At 68.9% G+C, this 18,225-nt stretch carries 13 protein-coding genes; 3 read left to right on the top strand and 10 right to left on the bottom strand.

The annotated features are described in order from the left end of the window. Positions 1–10: 10 nt before the first annotated feature. The 10 genes from BN1555_RS11145 to BN1555_RS11190 all read right to left on the bottom strand — a co-directional run bounded on the left by BN1555_RS11145 (position 11) and on the right by BN1555_RS11190 (position 14,683). Entirely contained in the window at positions 11–994 is a 984-nt protein-coding gene (locus BN1555_RS11145) for an ABC transporter permease (protein ID WP_093799236.1), read from the bottom strand. Then, positions 987–1,910, bottom strand: a complete 924-nt coding sequence (locus tag BN1555_RS11150) for an ABC transporter permease (protein WP_093799237.1) — start codon at positions 1,908–1,910, stop codon at positions 987–989. The genes BN1555_RS11145 and BN1555_RS11150 overlap by 8 nt, the downstream gene beginning before the upstream one ends. A 42-nt stretch (positions 1,911–1,952) precedes the next feature. Further along, positions 1,953–3,581, bottom strand: a complete 1,629-nt coding sequence (locus tag BN1555_RS11155; protein WP_093799238.1) for a peptide ABC transporter substrate-binding protein — start codon at positions 3,579–3,581, stop codon at positions 1,953–1,955. A 173-nt stretch (positions 3,582–3,754) separates the two neighbouring features. After that, positions 3,755–4,906: an ABC transporter ATP-binding protein gene (locus BN1555_RS11160; RefSeq protein ID WP_093799239.1), complete on the bottom strand. Its 1,152-nt coding sequence runs from the start codon at positions 4,904–4,906 to the stop codon at positions 3,755–3,757. Continuing rightward, on the bottom strand, positions 4,899–5,957 hold the full coding sequence (locus BN1555_RS11165; RefSeq protein WP_093799240.1) for an ABC transporter ATP-binding protein: 1,059 nt from the start codon (positions 5,955–5,957) through the stop codon (positions 4,899–4,901). The genes BN1555_RS11160 and BN1555_RS11165 overlap by 8 nt, the downstream gene beginning before the upstream one ends. A gap of 15 nt (positions 5,958–5,972) precedes the next feature. Beyond that, complete coding sequence (locus tag BN1555_RS11170) at positions 5,973–6,926, bottom strand: ABC transporter permease (protein ID WP_093799241.1); 954 nt, start codon at positions 6,924–6,926, stop codon at positions 5,973–5,975. Further along, positions 6,919–7,848, bottom strand: coding sequence for an ABC transporter permease (locus tag BN1555_RS11175; RefSeq protein ID WP_093799242.1), 930 nt, complete (start codon positions 7,846–7,848; stop codon positions 6,919–6,921). The genes BN1555_RS11170 and BN1555_RS11175 overlap by 8 nt, the downstream gene beginning before the upstream one ends. Before the next feature lie 120 nt (positions 7,849–7,968). After that, positions 7,969–9,588: a peptide ABC transporter substrate-binding protein gene (locus BN1555_RS11180; protein ID WP_093799243.1), complete on the bottom strand. Its 1,620-nt coding sequence runs from the start codon at positions 9,586–9,588 to the stop codon at positions 7,969–7,971. 459 nt (positions 9,589–10,047) lie between these two features. Beyond that, complete coding sequence (typA, locus tag BN1555_RS11185) at positions 10,048–11,919, bottom strand: translational GTPase TypA (protein WP_093799244.1); 1,872 nt, start codon at positions 11,917–11,919, stop codon at positions 10,048–10,050. Positions 11,920–12,277: 358 nt separating this feature from the next. Next, complete coding sequence (locus tag BN1555_RS11190; RefSeq protein ID WP_093799245.1) at positions 12,278–14,683, bottom strand: ABC transporter family substrate-binding protein; 2,406 nt, start codon at positions 14,681–14,683, stop codon at positions 12,278–12,280. 303 nt (positions 14,684–14,986) lie between these two features. Here BN1555_RS11190 and BN1555_RS11195 point away from each other — a divergent pair, with 303 nt between their 5' ends. The 3 genes from BN1555_RS11195 (at position 14,987) to BN1555_RS11205 (ending at position 18,212) form a co-directional block, all read left to right on the top strand. After that, positions 14,987–15,280 carry a hypothetical protein gene (locus BN1555_RS11195; protein WP_093799246.1) on the top strand — a complete coding sequence of 98 codons (294 nt, stop codon included), beginning with the start codon at positions 14,987–14,989 and terminating at the stop codon, positions 15,278–15,280. Positions 15,281–15,377: 97 nt separating this feature from the next. Then, positions 15,378–16,214 carry a hypothetical protein gene (locus BN1555_RS11200; RefSeq protein ID WP_093799247.1) on the top strand — a complete coding sequence of 279 codons (837 nt, stop codon included), beginning with the start codon at positions 15,378–15,380 and terminating at the stop codon, positions 16,212–16,214. A 30-nt stretch (positions 16,215–16,244) separates the two neighbouring features. Then, a complete protein-coding gene (locus BN1555_RS11205; RefSeq protein WP_093799248.1) occupies positions 16,245–18,212 on the top strand; it encodes a fumarate reductase/succinate dehydrogenase flavoprotein subunit in 1,968 nt (655 codons plus the stop codon). Positions 18,213–18,225: the final 13 nt, after the last annotated feature.

Raw genomic sequence — 18,225 nt, forward strand, 5'->3', positions numbered from 1 at the left:
ACGGGGCTCCTCAGCGCAGCTTGGGATCGAGGGCGTCGCGCACCGCGTCACCGAGCATGATGAACGCGAGCACCGTGACCGCGAGCGCGCCCGCCGGCCAGAGCAGCATGTGCGGGGCGTTGCGGACGTAACTGGAGGCGGCGGAGATGTCGATGCCCCAGGACACGGCGGGCGGGCGCAGGCCGACGCCGAGGAAGGAGAGGGTCGCCTCCAGGGAGATGTACGTACCGAGGGCGATGGTCGCCACGACGATGACCGGCGCGACGGCGTTGGGCGCGACGTGCCGCAGCAGCATCCGTGAGTTGCTCGCGCCGAGCGCCCGCGCCGCCTGCACGTAGTCGTTCTGCTGGACGGTGATGACCGAGCCGCGTGCGATACGGGCGATCTGCGGCCAGCCGAGCAGCACGATGAAGCCGATCACCGGCCAGACGGTGGTGCTGGTGACGACGGAGAGGAAGACGAGGCCGCCGAGGACGACGGGGATGCCGAAGAAGACGTCGGTGATGCGGGACAGCAGCGCGTCCCAGCCGCCGCCGAAGAAGCCCGCGAGACCGCCCAGGGCGCTGCCGAGGAGGGCCACTCCGAGGGTGGAGCAGACGCCGACCGTCACCGACGTCCTGGCGCCGTACACGGTGCGTGTGTAGACGTCGCAGCCCTGGCCGTCGAAGCCGAAGGGGTGGCCGGGCCGGGAGCCCTCCTGGGCCCTGCCGAGGTCGCAGTGGAGCGGGTTGCCGCTCGCGATCAGGGACGGCCAGAGCGAGATGGCGACGAGGAAGGCGATGACGAGCCCGGAGACGACGAAGACCGGGTTGCGGCGCAGGTCCCGCCAGGCGTCGGACCACAGGCTCCGCGGCCTGCCGGCGGGGTCCGGGTCCGGAGCGGCGCCGCCGGGCCCCTCCTCCAGCGCCTGGCCCTCGTCCGGGGCGAGGTCCGTCGCGCCGCCGGCTCCGGCCTCCGAGACCGCCGCGTCGGGACCGTAGGGGGGCTCAGGCATAGCGGATCCTCGGGTCGAGTACGGCGTACAGGAGGTCGACGATCAGGTTCGCCAGCAGGAAGACCAGCACCAGGACGGTCACGAAGCCGACGACGGTCTGGGAGCTCTGCCGGACGATGCCCTGGTAGAGCTGGTAGCCGACGCCGTGGATGTTGAAGATCCGCTCGGTGACGATGGCGCCGCCCATGAGGGCGCCCACGTCCGTACCGATGAAGGTGACGACGGGGATCAGCGAGTTGCGCAGGAGGTGGCGCGAGACCACGCGGCGCCTGGGCAGGCCCTTGGCGACGGCCGTGCGGACGTAGTCGGCGCGGGCGTTCTCGGCGACGGAGGTCCTGGTGAGGCGGGTGACGTACGCCAGGGAGACCGAGGCCAGGACCAGGCCGGGGACCAGCAGCTCGTCGACCGTGGCCATGGACGAGACGGCCGGCTCGATGACCCCCCACTTCACGCCGAGCAGCAGCTGGAGCAGCAGGCCGGTGACGAACGTCGGGACCGAGATGACCACGAGCGCCACGAGCAGGACACCGGTGTCGGCGGGGCGGCCGCGGCGCAGGCCGGTGAGCACGCCGAGGCTGATGCCGATCACCACCTCGAACACGACGGCGACCGCGGCCAGCCGGACGGTCACGGGGAAGGCCGCCCCCATCAGCTCGGTGACCTTCTGGCCGTTGAAGGCGGTGCCGAAGTCGCCGGTGAAGACGTTGCCCATGTACGTCGCGTACTGCTGCCACACGGGCTGGTCGAGGCCGAACTCCGCGCGGAGCCGGGCGGCGGTCGCGGGGTCGCACTGCCGGTCGCCGCAGAGTCCCGCGACGGGGTCGCCCATGACGTTCACCATCAGGAAGATCAGCAGTGTGGTGCCGAAGAAGACCGGGATCATCTGCAGCAGACGCCGGATCACATAACGTCCCATGGAGGGCTCCTCGGAAGGGGGGCGCCTACGTCCGGCCCGGTGTCAGCCCACCGTGATCTCGTCGTAGACGGGGACGCTGAAGGGGTTCAGGGCCACGTTCGAGATCCGGTCGGAGTAGCCGGCGCTGCCGTTCTGGTACCAGAGCGGGATGGCGGCCATCTCGTCGCGTACGACCTTCTCGGCGTCCTTGAACTTCTCGGCCGCCCGGGCCGGTTCGGCCTCGGCGTTGGCCTCGTCGACGAGCCGGTCGAACTTCTCGTTGGACCACTTGCCGTCGTTGGACGAGGCGTTCGTGTAGTAGAGCGGCTGGAGGAAGTTCTGGATCAGCGGGTAGTCCATCTGCCAGCCGGCCCGGAAGGGGCCCGTCATCTTGTGGCCGGTGATCTCGTTGCGGAAGTCGGCGAAGGTGCCGACGGGGTGGCCCGTGCACGCCCTGTCGTTCCCCAGCGCGTTGTTGATGCTGTTGCAGACGGCGTCGACCCACTCCCGGTGGGAGCCGGTGTCCGCGTTGAACGTGAGCCGCAGCGTGCCGCCGGGGATGCCGCCGCCCTCGTCGACCAGCCTCTTCGCCTCGGCCGCGTCGAACTCGCACGCGTCGCCGCACAGCCCGTCGTCGAAACCGCCCTCCTCCTTGAGGACCGGGGAGGTCCAGTCCTTGGCGGGGGTGCGGGTCTTCTGGAAGATCGTGTCGGTGATCTGCTGCCGGTCGATCGCCATGGACAGGCCCTTGCGGACCTTCTCCATGCCGTCGGCGTTCCACCGCTTGTCGTAATAGGGGAAGGCGAGGGTCTGGATGATGCCGGCCGGGGTGTTGAGGTAGCGGTCGCCTAGGTCGGCCCGGACGTTCCTGAGCTGGGAGGCCGGTACGTCGTCGAGGAGGTCGAGGTTGCCCGCGGTGAGGTCGGTGTACGCGATGGTGTTGTCGGTGTAGACCTTGAGGTCCACGCCGTCGTTGCGCGCCTTGTCCTCACCGGGGTACTGGTCCCACTTGCGCAGGCTCATCATCGAGCCCCTGGTGTACGACTCGACGGTGTACGGGCCGTTGCCGACGGGCTTGGCCAGCCAGGCGTCGTGGTCGTCGAAGAACGCCCTGGGCAGCGGCGCGAAGGCGTTGTAGCCGAGGGTCTCGGGCCAGGTGGAGAACTTCTGGGTGAGCCTGACGGTGAAGGTCCTGTCGTCCTTCACCGTCAGGCCGGAGAGGGTGTCGGCGGTGGCCTCGCCCTTCTCCGGGTGGACCTTGTCGTAGCCCTCGATGTAGGTGAAGAAGTAGGCGTTGCGCTGGTTGTTCCTCAGGTGCGCGCCGTAGTTCCAGGCGTCGACGAAGGACTTGGCGGTGACCTTCTCGCCGTTGCTGAACGTCCAGCCGTCCTTGACGGTGACGGTGAAGTTCCGCGAGTCGGCGGTGTCGATCCTCTCGGCCAGCCAGTCCTGGGCCTCGCCGGTCTTCGGGTCGTACCGCTTGAGGCCGCGGAAGAGCATGTCGAGGACCTTGCCGCCCTGCACCTCGTTGGTGTTCGCGGGCTCCAGCGGGTTCGGCGGGTCGCCCCAGGAGGAGCTGACCACTCCTGACGCGCCGCCACCGCCGCCGTTGCCACCGCCGCCGCAGGCCGTCGCCGCGAGGGCGGCGGCCAGGGCACATGCCGCCCACTTGGCGTGCGTGGCTCCGCGCATGGAGTCCCTCCTGAGGTCCTTGGGTCTCACGTAGCACCCATGTCACCCCAGAGCCGCCCGTACCGCACTTCAGCCGCGCCCGTTCGCGCGGCGGACGCGGGCACGCGCCGAAAAGCGGAGGCGCCCCGGGCCGTGACGGCCCGGGGCGCCCCGTGTGCGTACAGCGAGCGGCGTCACGCCGCGTGGACGACGTCCTTCTCCTCCGCGAAGTGACACGCCGACTCGTGCGCCGCCGGGGTGTCCGAGGACTTGAAGCGCTCGGGGACCGCCAGCAGCGGCACCTCCTCGGCGCACTTGTCCTGCGCCTTCCAGCAGCGCGTACGGAACCGGCAGCCGGACGGCGGGTTCGCCGGGGACGGGACGTCGCCGGTGAGGATGATCCGCTCGCGGCCCTCCCGGGCGTCCGGGTCGGGGACCGGGACCGCCGACAGCAGCGCCTGGGTGTAGGGGTGCGTCGGGTGGTCGTAGATCTGCACGTCCGTACCGATCTCGGCCATCTTGCCGAGGTACATGACGCCGACCCGGTCCGAGATGTGCCGGACGATCGACAGGTCGTGCGCGATGAAGAGGTAGGACAGGTTGAACTCGTCCTGGAGCTTCTCCATCAGGTTGATGACCTGCGCCTGGACGGAAACGTCCAGCGCCGACACCGGCTCGTCGCAGATGATGATCTCCGGCTGGAGCGCCAGGCCGCGGGCGATGCCGATGCGCTGGCGCTGCCCGCCGGAGAACTGGTGCGGGTACCGGTTGATGTACTCCGGGTTCAGGCCCACGACGTCCAGGAGCTCCTGGACCTTGCGGCGCCGGTCGCCCTTGGGCGCGACCTCCGGGTGGATGTCGTACGGCTCACCGATGATGTCGCCCACCGTCATGCGGGGGTTGAGCGACGTGTACGGGTCCTGGAACACCATCTGGATGTTGCGGCGGACCGCCTTCAGCGCGCGCCCGGACAGCTTGGTGATGTCCTGGCCCTTGTAGAAGACCTCGCCGGCGGTCGCCTTCTCCAGCGTCATGAGGAGCTTCGCGACGGTGGACTTGCCGCAGCCGGACTCCCCCACGATGCCGAGCGTCTCGCCCTGGTAGAGGTCGAAGGAGATCCCATCGACCGCCTTGACCGCACCGACCTGCTTCTTGAACAGGATCCCCTGCGTCAGCGGGAAGTGCTTGACCAGGTTGCGCACCTGGAGGATCGGCTCCCCGCGCTCGACCGGGGCCTCGATCGCCGCCACCGCCTCCTCGGTGCTGGCGGCGCCGACGGTCTCGACCGCGGTGACGTTGGGGGTCGCGTCCACGGCAGCCTCGTCGTTCTTCTTCAGCTCAGCCATGGATCTGCTCCTTCCAGAAATGGCACGCACTGTGGCGCCCCGGCAGCTCGCCGCCGTCCCGCTCGGTGACGGACAGCAGGGCCGGGACGTCCGTACGGCAGACGTCCTGCGCCTTCGGGCAGCGCGGGTTGAAGGCGCAGCCGGACGGGATCTTCAGCAGGTTGGGCGGCAGGCCCTTGATCGCGTAGAGCTCCTGGCCCTTCTGGTCCAGGCGCGGGATCGAGTCCAGCAGACCACGGGTGTACGGGTGCGCGGGGCGCTTGTACAGCTCGTGGACCGGGGCGGTCTCGACGATCCGGCCCGCGTACATGACCGCGATCTTGTCCGCGACGTCGGCGACGACGCCGAGGTCGTGGGTGATCAGGATCAGGCCCATGTTGTACTCGCGCTGGAGCTCCGCGAGCAGGTCCATCACCTGCGCCTGGACGGTCACGTCGAGAGCCGTGGTGGGCTCGTCGGCGATGATCAGGTCGGGCTCCAGGGCCAGCGCCATCGCGATCATGATGCGCTGGCGCATGCCGCCGGAGAACTGGTGCGGGTAGTCGTCGACCCGCTCCTTCGCCGCCGGGATGCGCACCCGGTCCATCAGCTCGACGGCCTTCGCCTTCGCGTCCTTCCTGGACAGGCCCTGGTGGACACGGAACATCTCGCCGAGCTGGTAGCCGACGGACAGCACCGGGTTGAGGGAGGAGAGCGCGTCCTGGAAGATCATCGCGATCTTCTGACCGCGGATCTTGCGCCGCTCCTCGTAGCCCATGGTCAGCATGTCCTCGCCGCGGAAGAGGATCTCTCCCTGCGGGATGCGGCCGGGCGGCATGTCGAGGATGCCCATGATGGCCTGCGCCGTCACGGACTTGCCGGAACCGGACTCGCCGAGCACGGCGAGGGTCTCGCCGGCGGAGACGCTGTAGTTGACGCCGTTGACGGCCTTGACGACTCCGTCGCGGGTCTTGAACTCCACGTGCAGGTCACGGACGTCGAGCAGCGGTCCGCTGCCGTCCGTCGAACCTCGGGACGCGGGAACGTCCGCCGTCTTGTCGATGATGGTCATGTACGTACGCCTCCCTCAGCGCAGCTTGGGGTCGAGGGCGTTGCGTACCGCATCGCCGAGCATGATGAAGGCCAGGACGGTGATCGACACCATGATCGACGGGATGATCAGGACGTAGGCCGCGTTGCGCAGCTGCTCCTGGCCCGACGAGATGTCGACGCCCCACGAGACGGTCGGCTCCGCGAGACCGATGCCCAGGAAGGACAGCGTGGCCTCGGCCGAGATGTAGCCGCCGAGCGCGATGGTGGCGACCACGATCACCGGGGCGATCGCGTTGGGCAGGATGTGCCGGAGCAGGATGCGGGAGGTGGAGGCGCCGAGCGCCTTCGCCGCCATCACGTAGTCGGCCTGCTTGATGGTGATGACCGAGCCCCGGGCGACACGGGCGATCTGGGTCCAGCCCAGGAACGCGAGCGCCAGGATCACGACCCAGACGTGCCGCTGCTCGAAGGAGGTCAGCACCACCATCGCGCCGAGGATGAAGGGGATGCCGAAGAAGATGTCCGTGACGCGGGACAGCAGCGTGTCGATCCAGCCGCCGAAGTAACCGGCGAGCATGCCCGTCACCGTACCGATGACGGTGACGAGGAGGGTGACGAAGACACCGACGGCGATCGACGCCCGGGCGCCGTAGATGACGCGGGCGTAGATGGAGCGGCCCTGGACGTCGTAACCGAACCAGTCCTCGGCGAAGAGGTTCCCCCAGTTCGGCTTCTGGAGGTAGTGCTTGGCGAGGTCCGCGTGCCGGGGGTCGGCGCTGGTGAACAGGCCCGGGAAGGCGGACATGGTCAGCAGGAACACGATCAGGACCGCCGAGACCACGAACAGCGGGTTGCGCCGCAGGTCGTGCCAGGCGTCGGACCACAGACTGCGCGGCTTCTCGGCCTTGGCCGCGTCGGCCGCCTTGACCTGCGCGTCGGGTGCGACCGGCGTCCCGTTCTTGACGGTGGCTTCGAGCGCCTCAGGCATAACGGATCCTCGGGTCCAGGACCGCGTAGAGCAGGTCGACGAGCAGGCTGGCGACGAGATACACGACCACGATGAGGGTGACGATGCCCACCACGGTGGAGCCCTCACGCGACTTCAGCGCGCCGAAGACGGCGTAACCGACGCCCTGGACGTTGAAGATGCCCTCGGTGACGACCGCGCCGCCCATCAGGGTGCCGATGTCGGTGCCGAGGAAGGTGACCACGGGGATCATGGAGTTGCGCATCAGGTGGACGCCCACGATGCGCCGGCGGGGCAGGCCCTTCGCCACGGCGGTGCGCATGTAGTCGGAGCGCAGGTTCTCCGCGACCGAGGTGCGGGTGAGCCGGGCGACGTACGCGAGGGAGAGCGAACCCAGGACCACGGCGGGCAGGATCAGCTCGTGCGACTCCGCCAACGCGCTCACGTTCGGTTCGACCCAGCCCAGCTGGTGGGCGAAGAAGTACTGGGCGAGGAAGCCGAGCACGAAGGACGGAACGGAGATCAGCAGGAGCGTCACCACCAGCAGTCCCCGGTCCCGGAAGGTGTCGGCCTTCAGGCCGGCCAGGACACCCATGGCGATGCCGACGATCGCCGTGAAGGCGAAGGCGAACAGGGCCAGCCGGACCGTGATCGGGAACGCGTCCCCGATCACCTCGGCGACGGGGCGCTGGGTGGCGATCTGGGTACCGAAGTCGCCCTGGAACAGGCCGGTCAGGTAGTTCCAGTACTGCTGCCAGATCGGCAGATCGAGCCCGAGGTCCTTCTTCATCTGGGCGATCTGTGCCTGGTCCACGGCCTGCTCGCCGGCGAGCGCGCGCACGGGGTCACCGGGCAGGGCGTACATCATCAAAAAGACCAGCAAGGTTGACCCGATGAAGACCGGGATCATCTGGAGCAGTCGCCGCGCGACATAACGCCCCATGTTTGCCTCCGTGTGGATAACTGTGGCCGGGGGCCGCTTCCTGATCGAGGAAGCGGCCCCCGGGCCTACCGCCGGTGCGGTGGCGGGTACTGACCGGATGAGGGGTGGTCAGCGAGCGGACTACTTCTTGACGGTGACGCCGGTAACTTCGAGGTCACCGTGGAAGTCGACCTCGACGTTGTCGACGGCCTCCGAGTGCCCGCCGTTGATGCGGTACTGCCACAGCGGGATGGCCGGCATCTTCTCCAGCACCAGCTTCTCGGCCTCCTGGTAGAGCTTGATCGACTCTTCCAGGGACTTGGCGTTGTCGCCCTTCTTGAACGCGGCGTCGACCTCCTTGTCGGAGAACTTGCCGTTGTTCGCCTCGGCGGTGGTGCCGTACAGCTCGCGCATGAAGTTGGCGTTCACCGGGTAGTCGGCGACCCAGCCACCGCGGTAGAAGGACTTCACCTGGTCGTTGTCACGGGCCTCCAGGTCGGTCTGGAAGTCCGGCTTCGCGTCCGGGAGGCACTCGACCCCGGTGGAGTTGCGGATGGACTCGCAGACCGCGGTCACCCACTCCTTGTGGCCGCCGTCGGCGTTGTACTGGATCCAGATCTTGTTGCCCGGAACGCCGCCGCCCTCGGTGACGAGCTTCTTCGCCTTGGCCGCGTCGAACGTGAAGACGTCCGTGTCGAGCTTCTGGTTGCCCTGGACACCGAGGGGCGTGAAGCTCGTGGCCGGCGTGCGCGTGCCGTTGAGCACCGTCTTGGTGATCGTCTCGCGGTCGATGCCCATCGACAGACCCTGCAGGACCTTCGGGTCGATGTCCTTGAAGGTCTTGCTGTAGAAGGTCGGGACGAGCGACTGGATCGCCGCGTACTCCTGGTCGATCGCGCGGTCGCCCAGGTCCTGCTTGTACTTCGGCAGGTCCTTCGGGCCGATCTGGCGGATCATGTCCAGGTTGCCGGAGAGCAGGTCCTGGTACGCGGCCTCGACGGTCGCGTAGTTCTTGAAGAGGACACCCTTGTTCTGGGCCTTGTTCGGACCCTGGTAGTCCGGGTTGGCCTTGACCTGGATGACCTTCTTGCGGTCCCACTTCTCGAAGATGTAGGGGCCGTTGCCGACGGGCTTCAGGCCGAACGCCTTCGGGTCGGCGTAGAACGTCTTGGGCAGCGGGGCCCAGGTCGTGTAGCCGAGCTTGTACTCGAAGTACGGAACCGGCTTCGACAGCTCGATGGTGAACGTGGTGTCGTCCACGGCCTTGAGACCGGACATCTTGTCGGCCTTCGGCTCGCCCTTGGCGGGGTGGACGTCCTCGTAGCCCTTGATGTCCTCGAACCAGAAGGCGTTCTGCTGCTTGTTCTTGACGTTGGCGTACCAGTTCCAGGCGTTGATGTAGGACTCGGAAGTGACAGCCTCGCCGTTGTGGAACTTCCAGCCCTTCTTGAGCTTGACCGTCCACGTCTTCGAGTCGGTCGTCTCGATCGACTCGGCGTTCGTGTAGACGATCTGGCCCTTGGCGTCGAAGTCCAGGAGCTGGGTGAACAGCGACTGGATGACGTAGCTGCCGAGCGTCTCGTTCGTGTCGGCCGGGATCAGCGGCTTCTGCGGCTCGCCGACGTCGATGGAGACGTAGCCGGCGGGCTTGCCCTTCTCCTTGGCATCCGTGTCGCCGCTGTCCGAGCCACCGCACGCCGTTGCCGACAGAGCCACGACTATCGCACCTGCGACCCACTTGGCGCTCTTGGCACCACGCATGGGTTCCTCCTCATGAGTCCACTGATCACTACAAGAGGGGTAAGCAGACGGTCGCCGACACCCCTGACGGCGATGAGTCGCATGTACCCCGAGTGTGCTCGTGAGTCGGCACTCCCCACAGTGCGTGACCCATTGACCCGAGCTCAATGGAGCCAACTATTAAGTAACACCGACCCGTAAACCACACCTAAAGGGTCTCGTTTTGACAACATCGACTGGGCCCACCTGCCCGAAATCCGGACAAAATGATCTCAGACAGACACCCCCGAAACGGACTGTTAACGCAGCTTCCGGAGAGCAACGACCGATAACCGGACGCACCCGCCCCTAAATCCGCTTGACGGCGAAGATCATAAGTGCGTGCCGGTTCCAGGGCCCCGACGCACCGAGGGCCGGTTGCCGTCCTTCCCCGCGGGGAGTGACGGCAACCGGCCCTCGGCGTGTCAGTACGTCAGTACGTCAGCGCTTGGCGCGCGAAGCCGTGCGGCCGCGCTCCTTCTGGTCCAGGACGACCTTGCGGATACGCACGGTCTCCGGGGTCACCTCGATGCACTCGTCCTCGCGGCAGAACTCCAGGGACTGCTCCAGGGAGAGCTTGCGGGCCGGGACCACGTTCTCGGTGGTGTCCGCGGAAGCCGCACGCATGTTGGTGAGCTTCTTCTCCTTGGTGATGTTCACGTCCATGTCGTCGGCGCGCGAGTTCTCGCCGATGATCATGCCCTCGTAGACCTCGGTGCCGGCCTCGGTGAAGATGACACCGCGCTCCTGGAGGTTGACCATCGCGAACGGCGTCACCGTGCCCGCGCGGTCGGCGACCAGCGAGCCGTTGTGGCGGGTGCGCAGCTCGCCGAACCACGGCTCGTGGCCCTCGAAGATGGAGTGCGCGATGCCGGTGCCGCGGGTCTGCGTCAGGAACTCCGTACGGAAGCCGATGAGGCCGCGGGACGGGACGATCCACTCCATGCGGACCCAGCCCGAACCGTGGTTCGTCATCGTCTCCATGCGGCCCTTGCGGGTCGCCATGAGCTGCGTGATCGCGCCCAGGTGCTCCTCCGGCGAGTCGATCGTCATGCGCTCGATCGGCTCGTGCTTCTTGCCGTCGATCTCCTTGGTGACCACCTCGGGCTTGCCGACGGTCAGCTCGAAGCCCTCACGGCGCATCTGCTCGACCAGGATGGCCAGCGCCAGCTCACCGCGGCCCTGCACCTCCCAGGCGTCGGGGCGCTCGGTGTCCAGGACGCGCAGCGAGACGTTGCCGACCAGTTCGCGGTCGAGGCGGTCCTTGATCTGACGGGCGGTGACCTTGTGGCCCTTGCCGCCCTTGCCGACCAGCGGGGAGGTGTTGGCGCCGATGGTCATCGAGATGGCGGGCTCGTCGACCGTGATCAGCGGCAGCGCGATCGGGTTCTCGGGGTCGGCCAGGGTCTCGCCGATCATGATGTCCGGGATACCGGCGATGGCGCAGATGTCGCCCGGGCCCGCCTTCTCGGCGGGCTTGCGGGTGAGGGCCTCGGTCATCATCAGCTCGGTGATGCGGACGTTGGACATCGTGCCGTCACGCTTGATCCAGGCGACGGTCTGGCCCTTGCGCAGCTCGCCCTGCTCCACGCGGCACAGCGCGATGCGGCCGAGGAAGTTGTCGGCGTCGAGGTTGGTGACGTGCGCCTGAAGGGGGGCGGTCTCGTCGTACTCGGGGGCCGGGACGTGCTGGAGGATCGTGGAGAAGAACGGCTCCAGGTTCTCGCTGTCGGCCGGGACGGTGCCGTCCTCCGGCTTGGTCAGCGAGGCGACGCCGTCACGCGCGCAGGCGTAGACGATCGGGAACTCGATCTGGTCCTCGTCCGCGTCCAGGTCCAGGAACAGGTCGTACGTCTCGTCGACGACCTCGGCGATCCGGGAGTCCGGGCGGTCGGTCTTGTTGATGCAAAGGATCACCGGCATCTTCGCGGCGAGCGCCTTGCGGAGCACGAAGCGGGTCTGCGGCAGCGGGCCCTCGGAGGCGTCGACCAGCAGGACGACCGCGTCGACCATCGACAGGCCGCGCTCGACCTCACCACCGAAGTCGGCGTGGCCGGGGGTGTCGATGATGTTGATCGTGATGGCGTCGCCGCCGTCCTTCGGGTGGTACTTGACCGCCGTGTTCTTGGCCAGGATCGTGATGCCCTTCTCACGCTCCAGGTCGTTCGAGTCCATCATGCGGTCGTCGAGCGACTCCGCGGCGTGTGCGGCGAAGGCACCGGCCTGCTTGAGCATGGCGTCGACCAGGGTGGTCTTGCCGTGGTCGACGTGGGCGACGATGGCTACGTTACGGATGTCGTGGCGCGTGGGCATGGGTGACTTGCGCTTCTCTCGATCGTGGGATCGGGCGTCGTATTCGGTTCGTTTCCTCATACGCCCGCCGGGCGGTCGCGCCACGGCTACCCCCCATGGTACGGGGAGCGAACCGCGCGGGCTTCCCGGGCGATCGGTACCGGCCCCGCGCGAGAGCTCCGGGCGGTCCGGTGAAGCTGTGTCGGAGGGGGTGTTCGAGCCCTGCGTGCAGGTGGGGGTGCGGGACGGTCCCGGGTCAAGGGGCATCTGCCACTCTGCCCGCCGACAAGGCCGGCGGGCAAGTGACTTGAGCCAATCCTGAGGGTCCTGACCTGCGAGTTCTCCTGTTCCTTCGGTTTTCTTCGCTCTTTCTTCTTCGCTACTTCTTCGACCGGTCGTCGGTTTCGGCCTTCTTGAAGCCGATGTCCTGGTAGCGCGGGGTGGCGAAGCCGAAGGCGCCCGCGTTGGCGAGGTTGGACCTGACGGCGACGACCTCGGGGCGCTGGAAGAGCGGGATGGATCCGGCCGCGGCCCAGATCCGGGCGTCGGTCCGCTTCAGCAGGTCACGGGCGGCTTCCTCGTCCAGCTCCGCCATGGCCTGGTCGAAGAGCTGGTCGATGTGGTCCGTGCCGACGCGTGTGTAGTTCTGCTCGACCAGCAGCGACCCGTCGGCGGCCGGCTCCGGTTTGGCGAAGATCGGGCGGGCGTCGGTGGCCGGGTAGGGGGTGGCGGGCCAGGAGTAGAGGGCGAGGTCGTAGTCGCCCGAGGCGATGTGGTCCTTGAAGTAGCTCGCGTCGGAGACCTTGCTGATCTCCGTGCGTACGCCGATGCGCTCCAGCATCTGCGAGATCTTGCCGCCGACGGCGCGCAGCGTCTCCGAGCCGGGGCCCGCCGGGAGGACGAAACGCAGGGTCAGCGTCTTGCCGTCCTTGGCGAGCGGGCCCGGGGCGGCGCCGGCGGGGGCCGCGGTGCCGAGCGGGGCGTAGGCCCCGGCGATGCCGCCCTTCCGCCGGCCGTCGGCGCTGTCCCCGGTGCCCGCGTCGGCCTTCGGCCGGTCCACGAAGCGCGCCTGCGTGCGCAGCGCCCGGTTCTGGAGGACCGCGTCCGGCGCCGGGGTTAGGGCGTACGTACCGGATTCCGAGCCGTGGGCGCGGCCGCCCGGCTTGGAATCGCTCACGTCCGCGTTCTTCTTGTCGCTGTTCTTCTCGTCACTCTTCTTGTCGCTCCTCTTGCCGCTCTCGTCGTCTCCGACGATGTACATGCCCTCGTCGGCTCCGCTTCCCTTGTTCTTCTCCTTCTTTTCCGCCTTCCTTTCCGCCTCGCTGCCCGCCTTCGCACCGTCCGGCGTCTGCCGCGCCGCGCCGCCGGGCGTCCAGCCCGCGTCCGCGAGCAGCGCCTGTGCGGCCTGGGTGTCCTGGTTGCCGAGGGCGCCGCTGCTGTCGGTGTACCCCTCCTGGCCGGCCAGCGCGAGATGGCTGCCGAGCGGGTGGGCGGGCAGGCCGAGCGGCTTCAGTACGACCTCGGCGAGCGCGCGGCGGTCGAGCGCACGGGCCACGGCGCGGCGTACGCGGTCGTCGGTGAGCGGACCCGACGTGCCGTTCAGCGCGAGCTGCGTGTAGGCGGGTTCGAGGGACTTGCGGAGGGAGAAGCCGCGCAGCTCGGCCTGCTCGTCGGCGTACTTCCTGATCGCCTCGCGGGACTTCTTGCGGGCCTTCTGCTCCGCCTCGGCCGCCTCCTCTGCGGAGCCGTGGGCGATCGCCCAGGACCTGAGGGCGGAGGCGGGGGTGACGGCGGCTCCGGGGCCGTGGTCCGGCTGCCGCCCCTTGGCGGCGGTACCCGCCTGCCTGGCGGCCAGGGCCATCCGGTCCGCGGTGCTGCGGCCGACGTCGGCGATGTCGAGCTCACCGGCGGTGAGCGCGGCGGTGCGCTTGTCGCGCGCCACCGCCTGGAAGACGAGCGTGTCGAGCTTCGCGGTCTTCCCCCACCAACGGGGATCGCGGACGAGCGTCACCTTGCCGGCCGCGCGGTCCTGGCTCTTGAACCTGAAGGGGCCCGCCGTCGACTTGAGCTTGGCCCGGGCACCGTCGTTGAAGGAGTCGGGGCTGCCCGTCACGCTCTTCGGGTAGAGCGGCGTGAAGAGCGAGCGCCAGTCCGCGTAGGGCTTGCCGAAGGTGACCCTGACCTCCAGGTCACTGGCGCCGCGCTCGATCTTCTCGATGCGCTCGTAGCCGGCGTTGCGGGCGGTCCAGTACGCGGTGTCCCTGCCGTTCAGCGCACGCCACTGGGCCACGAAGTCCGGCGCCCCGATCTCCCGGCCGTCGCTCCACACCGCCCGCTGGTTGATCTTGTAGAGCACAACCTGCTTGGGCTCGCGCTCGACGACCTCGGCGGACTCCAGGTAGTCGGCGTTGCGCTGCGGTCGGCCGCGCTCGTCGAGGGTGAAGAGCGAGGGGAGCACGGCGCCGGTGATGCGTGTGGTGGAGGCGTCCGCGTCGGCCTGGAAGGCGTTGAGGGTGGCCGGCTTCGTGTCGAGGGCCCAGCGCACCGTGCCGCCGTCGGCCACCTGGTCGCGTCCGGCCGGGGCGATGTCCTGGGGGACCGCCGTCGCCTGCGCCGGGTCGTCGCCCGAGGAGCAGCCGGCCAGTGCGGGGAGCGTGAGCACACCGGCGGTGACGAACGCGAGGCAGTGGACGGCCCGGGACCGCCGGGGCGTGCGGAGGGGTGCCTTCCTGCGGGGTGCCTCCCCGTGGGGGACCTTCCCGCGGGGGACGCCGACGTGGGACATGGCTGGTACCTCCAGGGCCGGCCCGGCCCACTCCCTGTCGGAATGGGCCCGGTTTTTCACATTTGGCGGCATATGATGGTGATCACATCTACTGCCCTTCAACTGAAAAGGACCCCGCGCGTGAGCCGTCGGCGACACGGCGGCACGCCTCCCGAACCCCACCCGTGCGGCCCAACCGAGGGGGCGCGCGGGTCGGCGCGCGCCGAGAATCGCTGCACATCCCTTCACAAGGAGGGATGTGACGCGCGACACTCTCAGGCGCATGAGCGTTACCACGCGCCACCGTGGAAATGAGGGCATCCCATGTCCCTGCAGGACGATCTGGCAGCGGTTCAGCGCTGCCTCGACACCCTGGTCCAGTCGGTCGAACGGCTGGAGAAGCAGGTCGGCGGCGGCAGCCTGGAGATCAGGCGCGTACGCACCGACGCGAGCCACCTCCGCGAGAGCCTCGTCCTGCTGGCCGAGGCCGCCCCCACCCTGCGCCCTCCCCAGTCGCGCCCCGATCTGGTCGCCATCTCGGACGACCCGTACAACAGCTCGCTGTGGACGGACTCGGACGACGAGGGTCTCGGCGCCCGAGACCGGCGCGCGCCCTAGGGGCACGGCCCCGCGGCGGCACGCGCCGCAGCGGTACGCACCGGCCCGTCGCCCACCCCTGCCCTGTCCCGACTGCCCGCTCCATACGGAGTCCTCGTTGGCCACTGGTACAGAACCCCAGCCCCGCACGGACGTCCCCGGCGCCCATGGCGTCCATGACGCCTCGCGCGCCACGATCGCCGCCCGCCATCTGCGTACGGACCGCTGGTGGCTGGCGCCCGCCGCGACCGCCGCCGGGCTGCTCGCCTTCGTCGTGTACTCGACCTGGCGGGCCTTCGCGAACGCCGACTACTACGCGGCGCCCTACGTCTCGCCGTTCTACTCGCCCTGCCTGGCGGAGAACTGCGTACCGATGAAGGGCGGCCCCAACTGGGAGATCTTCGGCAGCTGGTGGGGCCTGTCCCCCGCCCTGCTGATCCTGGTCTTCCCCCTCGGCTTCCGGCTGACCTGCTACTACTACCGCAAGGCCTACTACCGGGGCTTCTGGGCCTCGCCCCCCGCCTGCGCCGTCGCCGAGCCGCACAAGAGGTACACCGGCGAGACCCGCTTCCCGCTGGTCCTCCAGAACATCCACCGGTACTTCTTCTACGCCGCCGTCCCCGTCGCCGGGATCCTCACCTACGACACCGTGCTGGCCTTCCGCGACGAGACGTACGCATGGGGCCACATGGGCCTGGGCACCCTCGTCTTCCTGGTCAACATCGCGCTGATCTGGGCGTACACCTTCTCCTGCCACTCCTGCCGGCACATCGTCGGCGGCAGGCTCAAGCACTTCTCCAAGCACCCGGTGCGCTACCGGCTGTGGGGCTGGGTCAGCAGGCTCAACGCCCATCACATGGCGCTCGCCTGGGCCTCGCTGGTCAGCGTCGCGCTCGCCGACTTCTACGTGTACCTGCTGGCGTCCGGCGCCTTCGACGACCCGCGGCTGTTCTAGACGACTGGACGACCAGATGAAAGGTGCCCGATGACGCAGCTCGAACGGCAGCAGTGGGACGTCGTCGTGGTCGGCGCGGGCGGCGCCGGACTGCGCGCCGCCATCGAGGCGCGGGAGCGGGGGGCCCGTACCGCGGTCATCTGCAAGTCGCTCTTCGGCAAGGCGCACACGGTGATGGCCGAGGGCGGCATCGCCGCGTCCATGGGCAACGTGAACTCCGGCGACAACTGGCAGGTCCACTTCCGCGACACCATGCGCGGCGGCAAGTTCCTCAACCAGTGGCGGATGGCGGAGCTGCACGCGCGCGAGGCGCCCGACCGGGTGTGGGAGCTGGAGACCTGGGGAGCGCTGTTCGACCGCACGCCGGACGGGAGGATCTCGCAGCGCAACTTCGGCGGGCACGAGTACCCGCGTCTCGCGCACGTCGGCGACCGGACCGGCCTGGAGCTGATCCGCACCCTCCAGCAGAAGATCGTCGCGCTCCAGCAGGAGGACTTCCGCGAGTCCGGCGACTACGAGGCCCGGCTGAAGGTCTTCCAGGAGTGCACCGTCACCCGGGTCCTGAAAGAGCGCGGCCCGAAGGACGACGGGGGGCGGGTCGCGGGCGCCTTCTGCTACGAGCGCGAGTCCGGCCGCTTCTTCGTACTGGAGGCGCCGGCCGTGGTGCTGGCCACCGGCGGCATCGGCAAGTCCTTCAAGGTGACGTCGAACTCCTGGGAGTACACGGGCGACGGACACGCGCTGGCGCTGCTCGCGGGTGCCCCGCTGCTCAACATGGAGTTCGTCCAGTTCCATCCGACGGGGATGGTCTGGCCGCCTTCGGTGAAGGGCATCCTCGTCACCGAGTCGGTGCGCGGCGACGGCGGCGTCCTGCGCAACTCCGAGGGCGCGCGGTTCATGTTCGACTACATCCCCGACGTCTTCAAGGAGAAGTACGCGGAGTCCGAGGAGGAGGGCGACCGCTGGTACGAGGATCCGGACAACAACCGGCGTCCCCCCGAGCTGCTCCCCCGCGACGAGGTCGCGCGCGCCATCAACTCCGAGGTGAAGGCGGGCCGCGGCTCCCCGCACGGCGGTGTCTTCCTCGACGTGTCGACGCGCATGCCGGCCGAGACGATCCGGCGCCGGCTGCCGTCGATGTACCACCAGTTCAAGGAGCTGGCGGACGTCGACATCACCGCCGAGGCGATGGAGGTCGGGCCGACCTGCCACTACGTGATGGGCGGCGTCGCCGTCGACTCCGACACCGCCGCGACCCGCACCGTCCCGGGGCTGTACGCCGCGGGCGAGGTGGCGGGCGGTATGCACGGCTCCAACCGGCTCGGCGGCAACTCGCTCTCGGACCTGCTGGTCTTCGGCCGCAGGGCCGGTCTGTACGCCGCGCGGTACGCGACCGGGTTCGAGGCCGGGACCGCACGGCCGCGGCCGGACACCGCCCAGGTGGACGCGGCGGCGGCCGAGGCGCTGCGCCCGTTCAGCGCGCCGGAGCCGGAGCCGGGCGAGGCGGACGGGCATCCGCCGGAGAACCCGTACACCCTCCACCAGGAGCTCCAGCAGGTGATGCACGACCTGGTCGGCATCATCAGGCGGGCGCCGGAGATGGAGCAGGCCCTGGAGAAGCTGTCCGAGCTGCGGGTACGGGCGCGCCGGGCCGGGGTCGAGGGGCACCGTCAGTTCAACCCGGGCTGGCACCTGGCCCTGGACCTGCGGAACATGCTGCTGGTCAGCGAGTGCGTCGCGCGGGCGGCGCTGGAGCGCACCGAAAGCCGCGGCGGTCACACCCGCGAGGACTGCCCGGCCATGGAGCGGGAGTGGCGCCGGGTCAACCTGCTCTGCCGTGTGGCGGACCCCGACGGCGGCCCGGCGCCGGCCGGTCCGCCGGCGGGCCGGATCTCGCTCGTACGGGAGACCACCGAGCCCGTCCGTCCCGATCTGCTCGGCCTCTTCGAGAAGGAAGAGCTGATCAAGTATCTCACCGAAGAGGAGCTCCTGCCTTGACATCCTCCCCTCG

Origin of the sequence: Streptomyces sp. Wb2n-11 (assembly GCF_001049855.1) — a bacterium.
In the GTDB taxonomy this organism is placed as follows: Bacteria; Actinomycetota; Actinomycetes; order Streptomycetales; family Streptomycetaceae; genus Streptomyces; species Streptomyces altiplanensis.

Bases quoted from the DNA above. Each gene is read 5' to 3' on its own strand.
- BN1555_RS11145 (WP_093799236.1), bottom strand. From the start codon at position 994: ATGCCTGAGCCCCCCTACGGTCCCGACGCGGCGGTCTCGGAGGCCGGA.
- BN1555_RS11150 (WP_093799237.1), bottom strand. From the start codon at position 1,910: ATGGGACGTTATGTGATCCGGCGTCTGCTGCAGATGATCCCGGTCTTC.
- BN1555_RS11155 (WP_093799238.1), bottom strand. From the start codon at position 3,581: ATGCGCGGAGCCACGCACGCCAAGTGGGCGGCATGTGCCCTGGCCGCC.
- BN1555_RS11160 (WP_093799239.1), bottom strand. From the start codon at position 4,906: ATGGCTGAGCTGAAGAAGAACGACGAGGCTGCCGTGGACGCGACCCCC.
- BN1555_RS11165 (WP_093799240.1), bottom strand. From the start codon at position 5,957: ATGACCATCATCGACAAGACGGCGGACGTTCCCGCGTCCCGAGGTTCG.
- BN1555_RS11170 (WP_093799241.1), bottom strand. From the start codon at position 6,926: ATGCCTGAGGCGCTCGAAGCCACCGTCAAGAACGGGACGCCGGTCGCA.
- BN1555_RS11175 (WP_093799242.1), bottom strand. From the start codon at position 7,848: ATGGGGCGTTATGTCGCGCGGCGACTGCTCCAGATGATCCCGGTCTTC.
- BN1555_RS11180 (WP_093799243.1), bottom strand. From the start codon at position 9,588: ATGCGTGGTGCCAAGAGCGCCAAGTGGGTCGCAGGTGCGATAGTCGTG.
- typA (WP_093799244.1), bottom strand. From the start codon at position 11,919: ATGCCCACGCGCCACGACATCCGTAACGTAGCCATCGTCGCCCACGTC.
- BN1555_RS11190 (WP_093799245.1), bottom strand. From the start codon at position 14,683: ATGTCCCACGTCGGCGTCCCCCGCGGGAAGGTCCCCCACGGGGAGGCA.
- BN1555_RS11195 (WP_093799246.1), top strand. From the start codon at position 14,987: ATGTCCCTGCAGGACGATCTGGCAGCGGTTCAGCGCTGCCTCGACACC.
- BN1555_RS11205 (WP_093799248.1), top strand. From the start codon at position 16,245: ATGACGCAGCTCGAACGGCAGCAGTGGGACGTCGTCGTGGTCGGCGCG.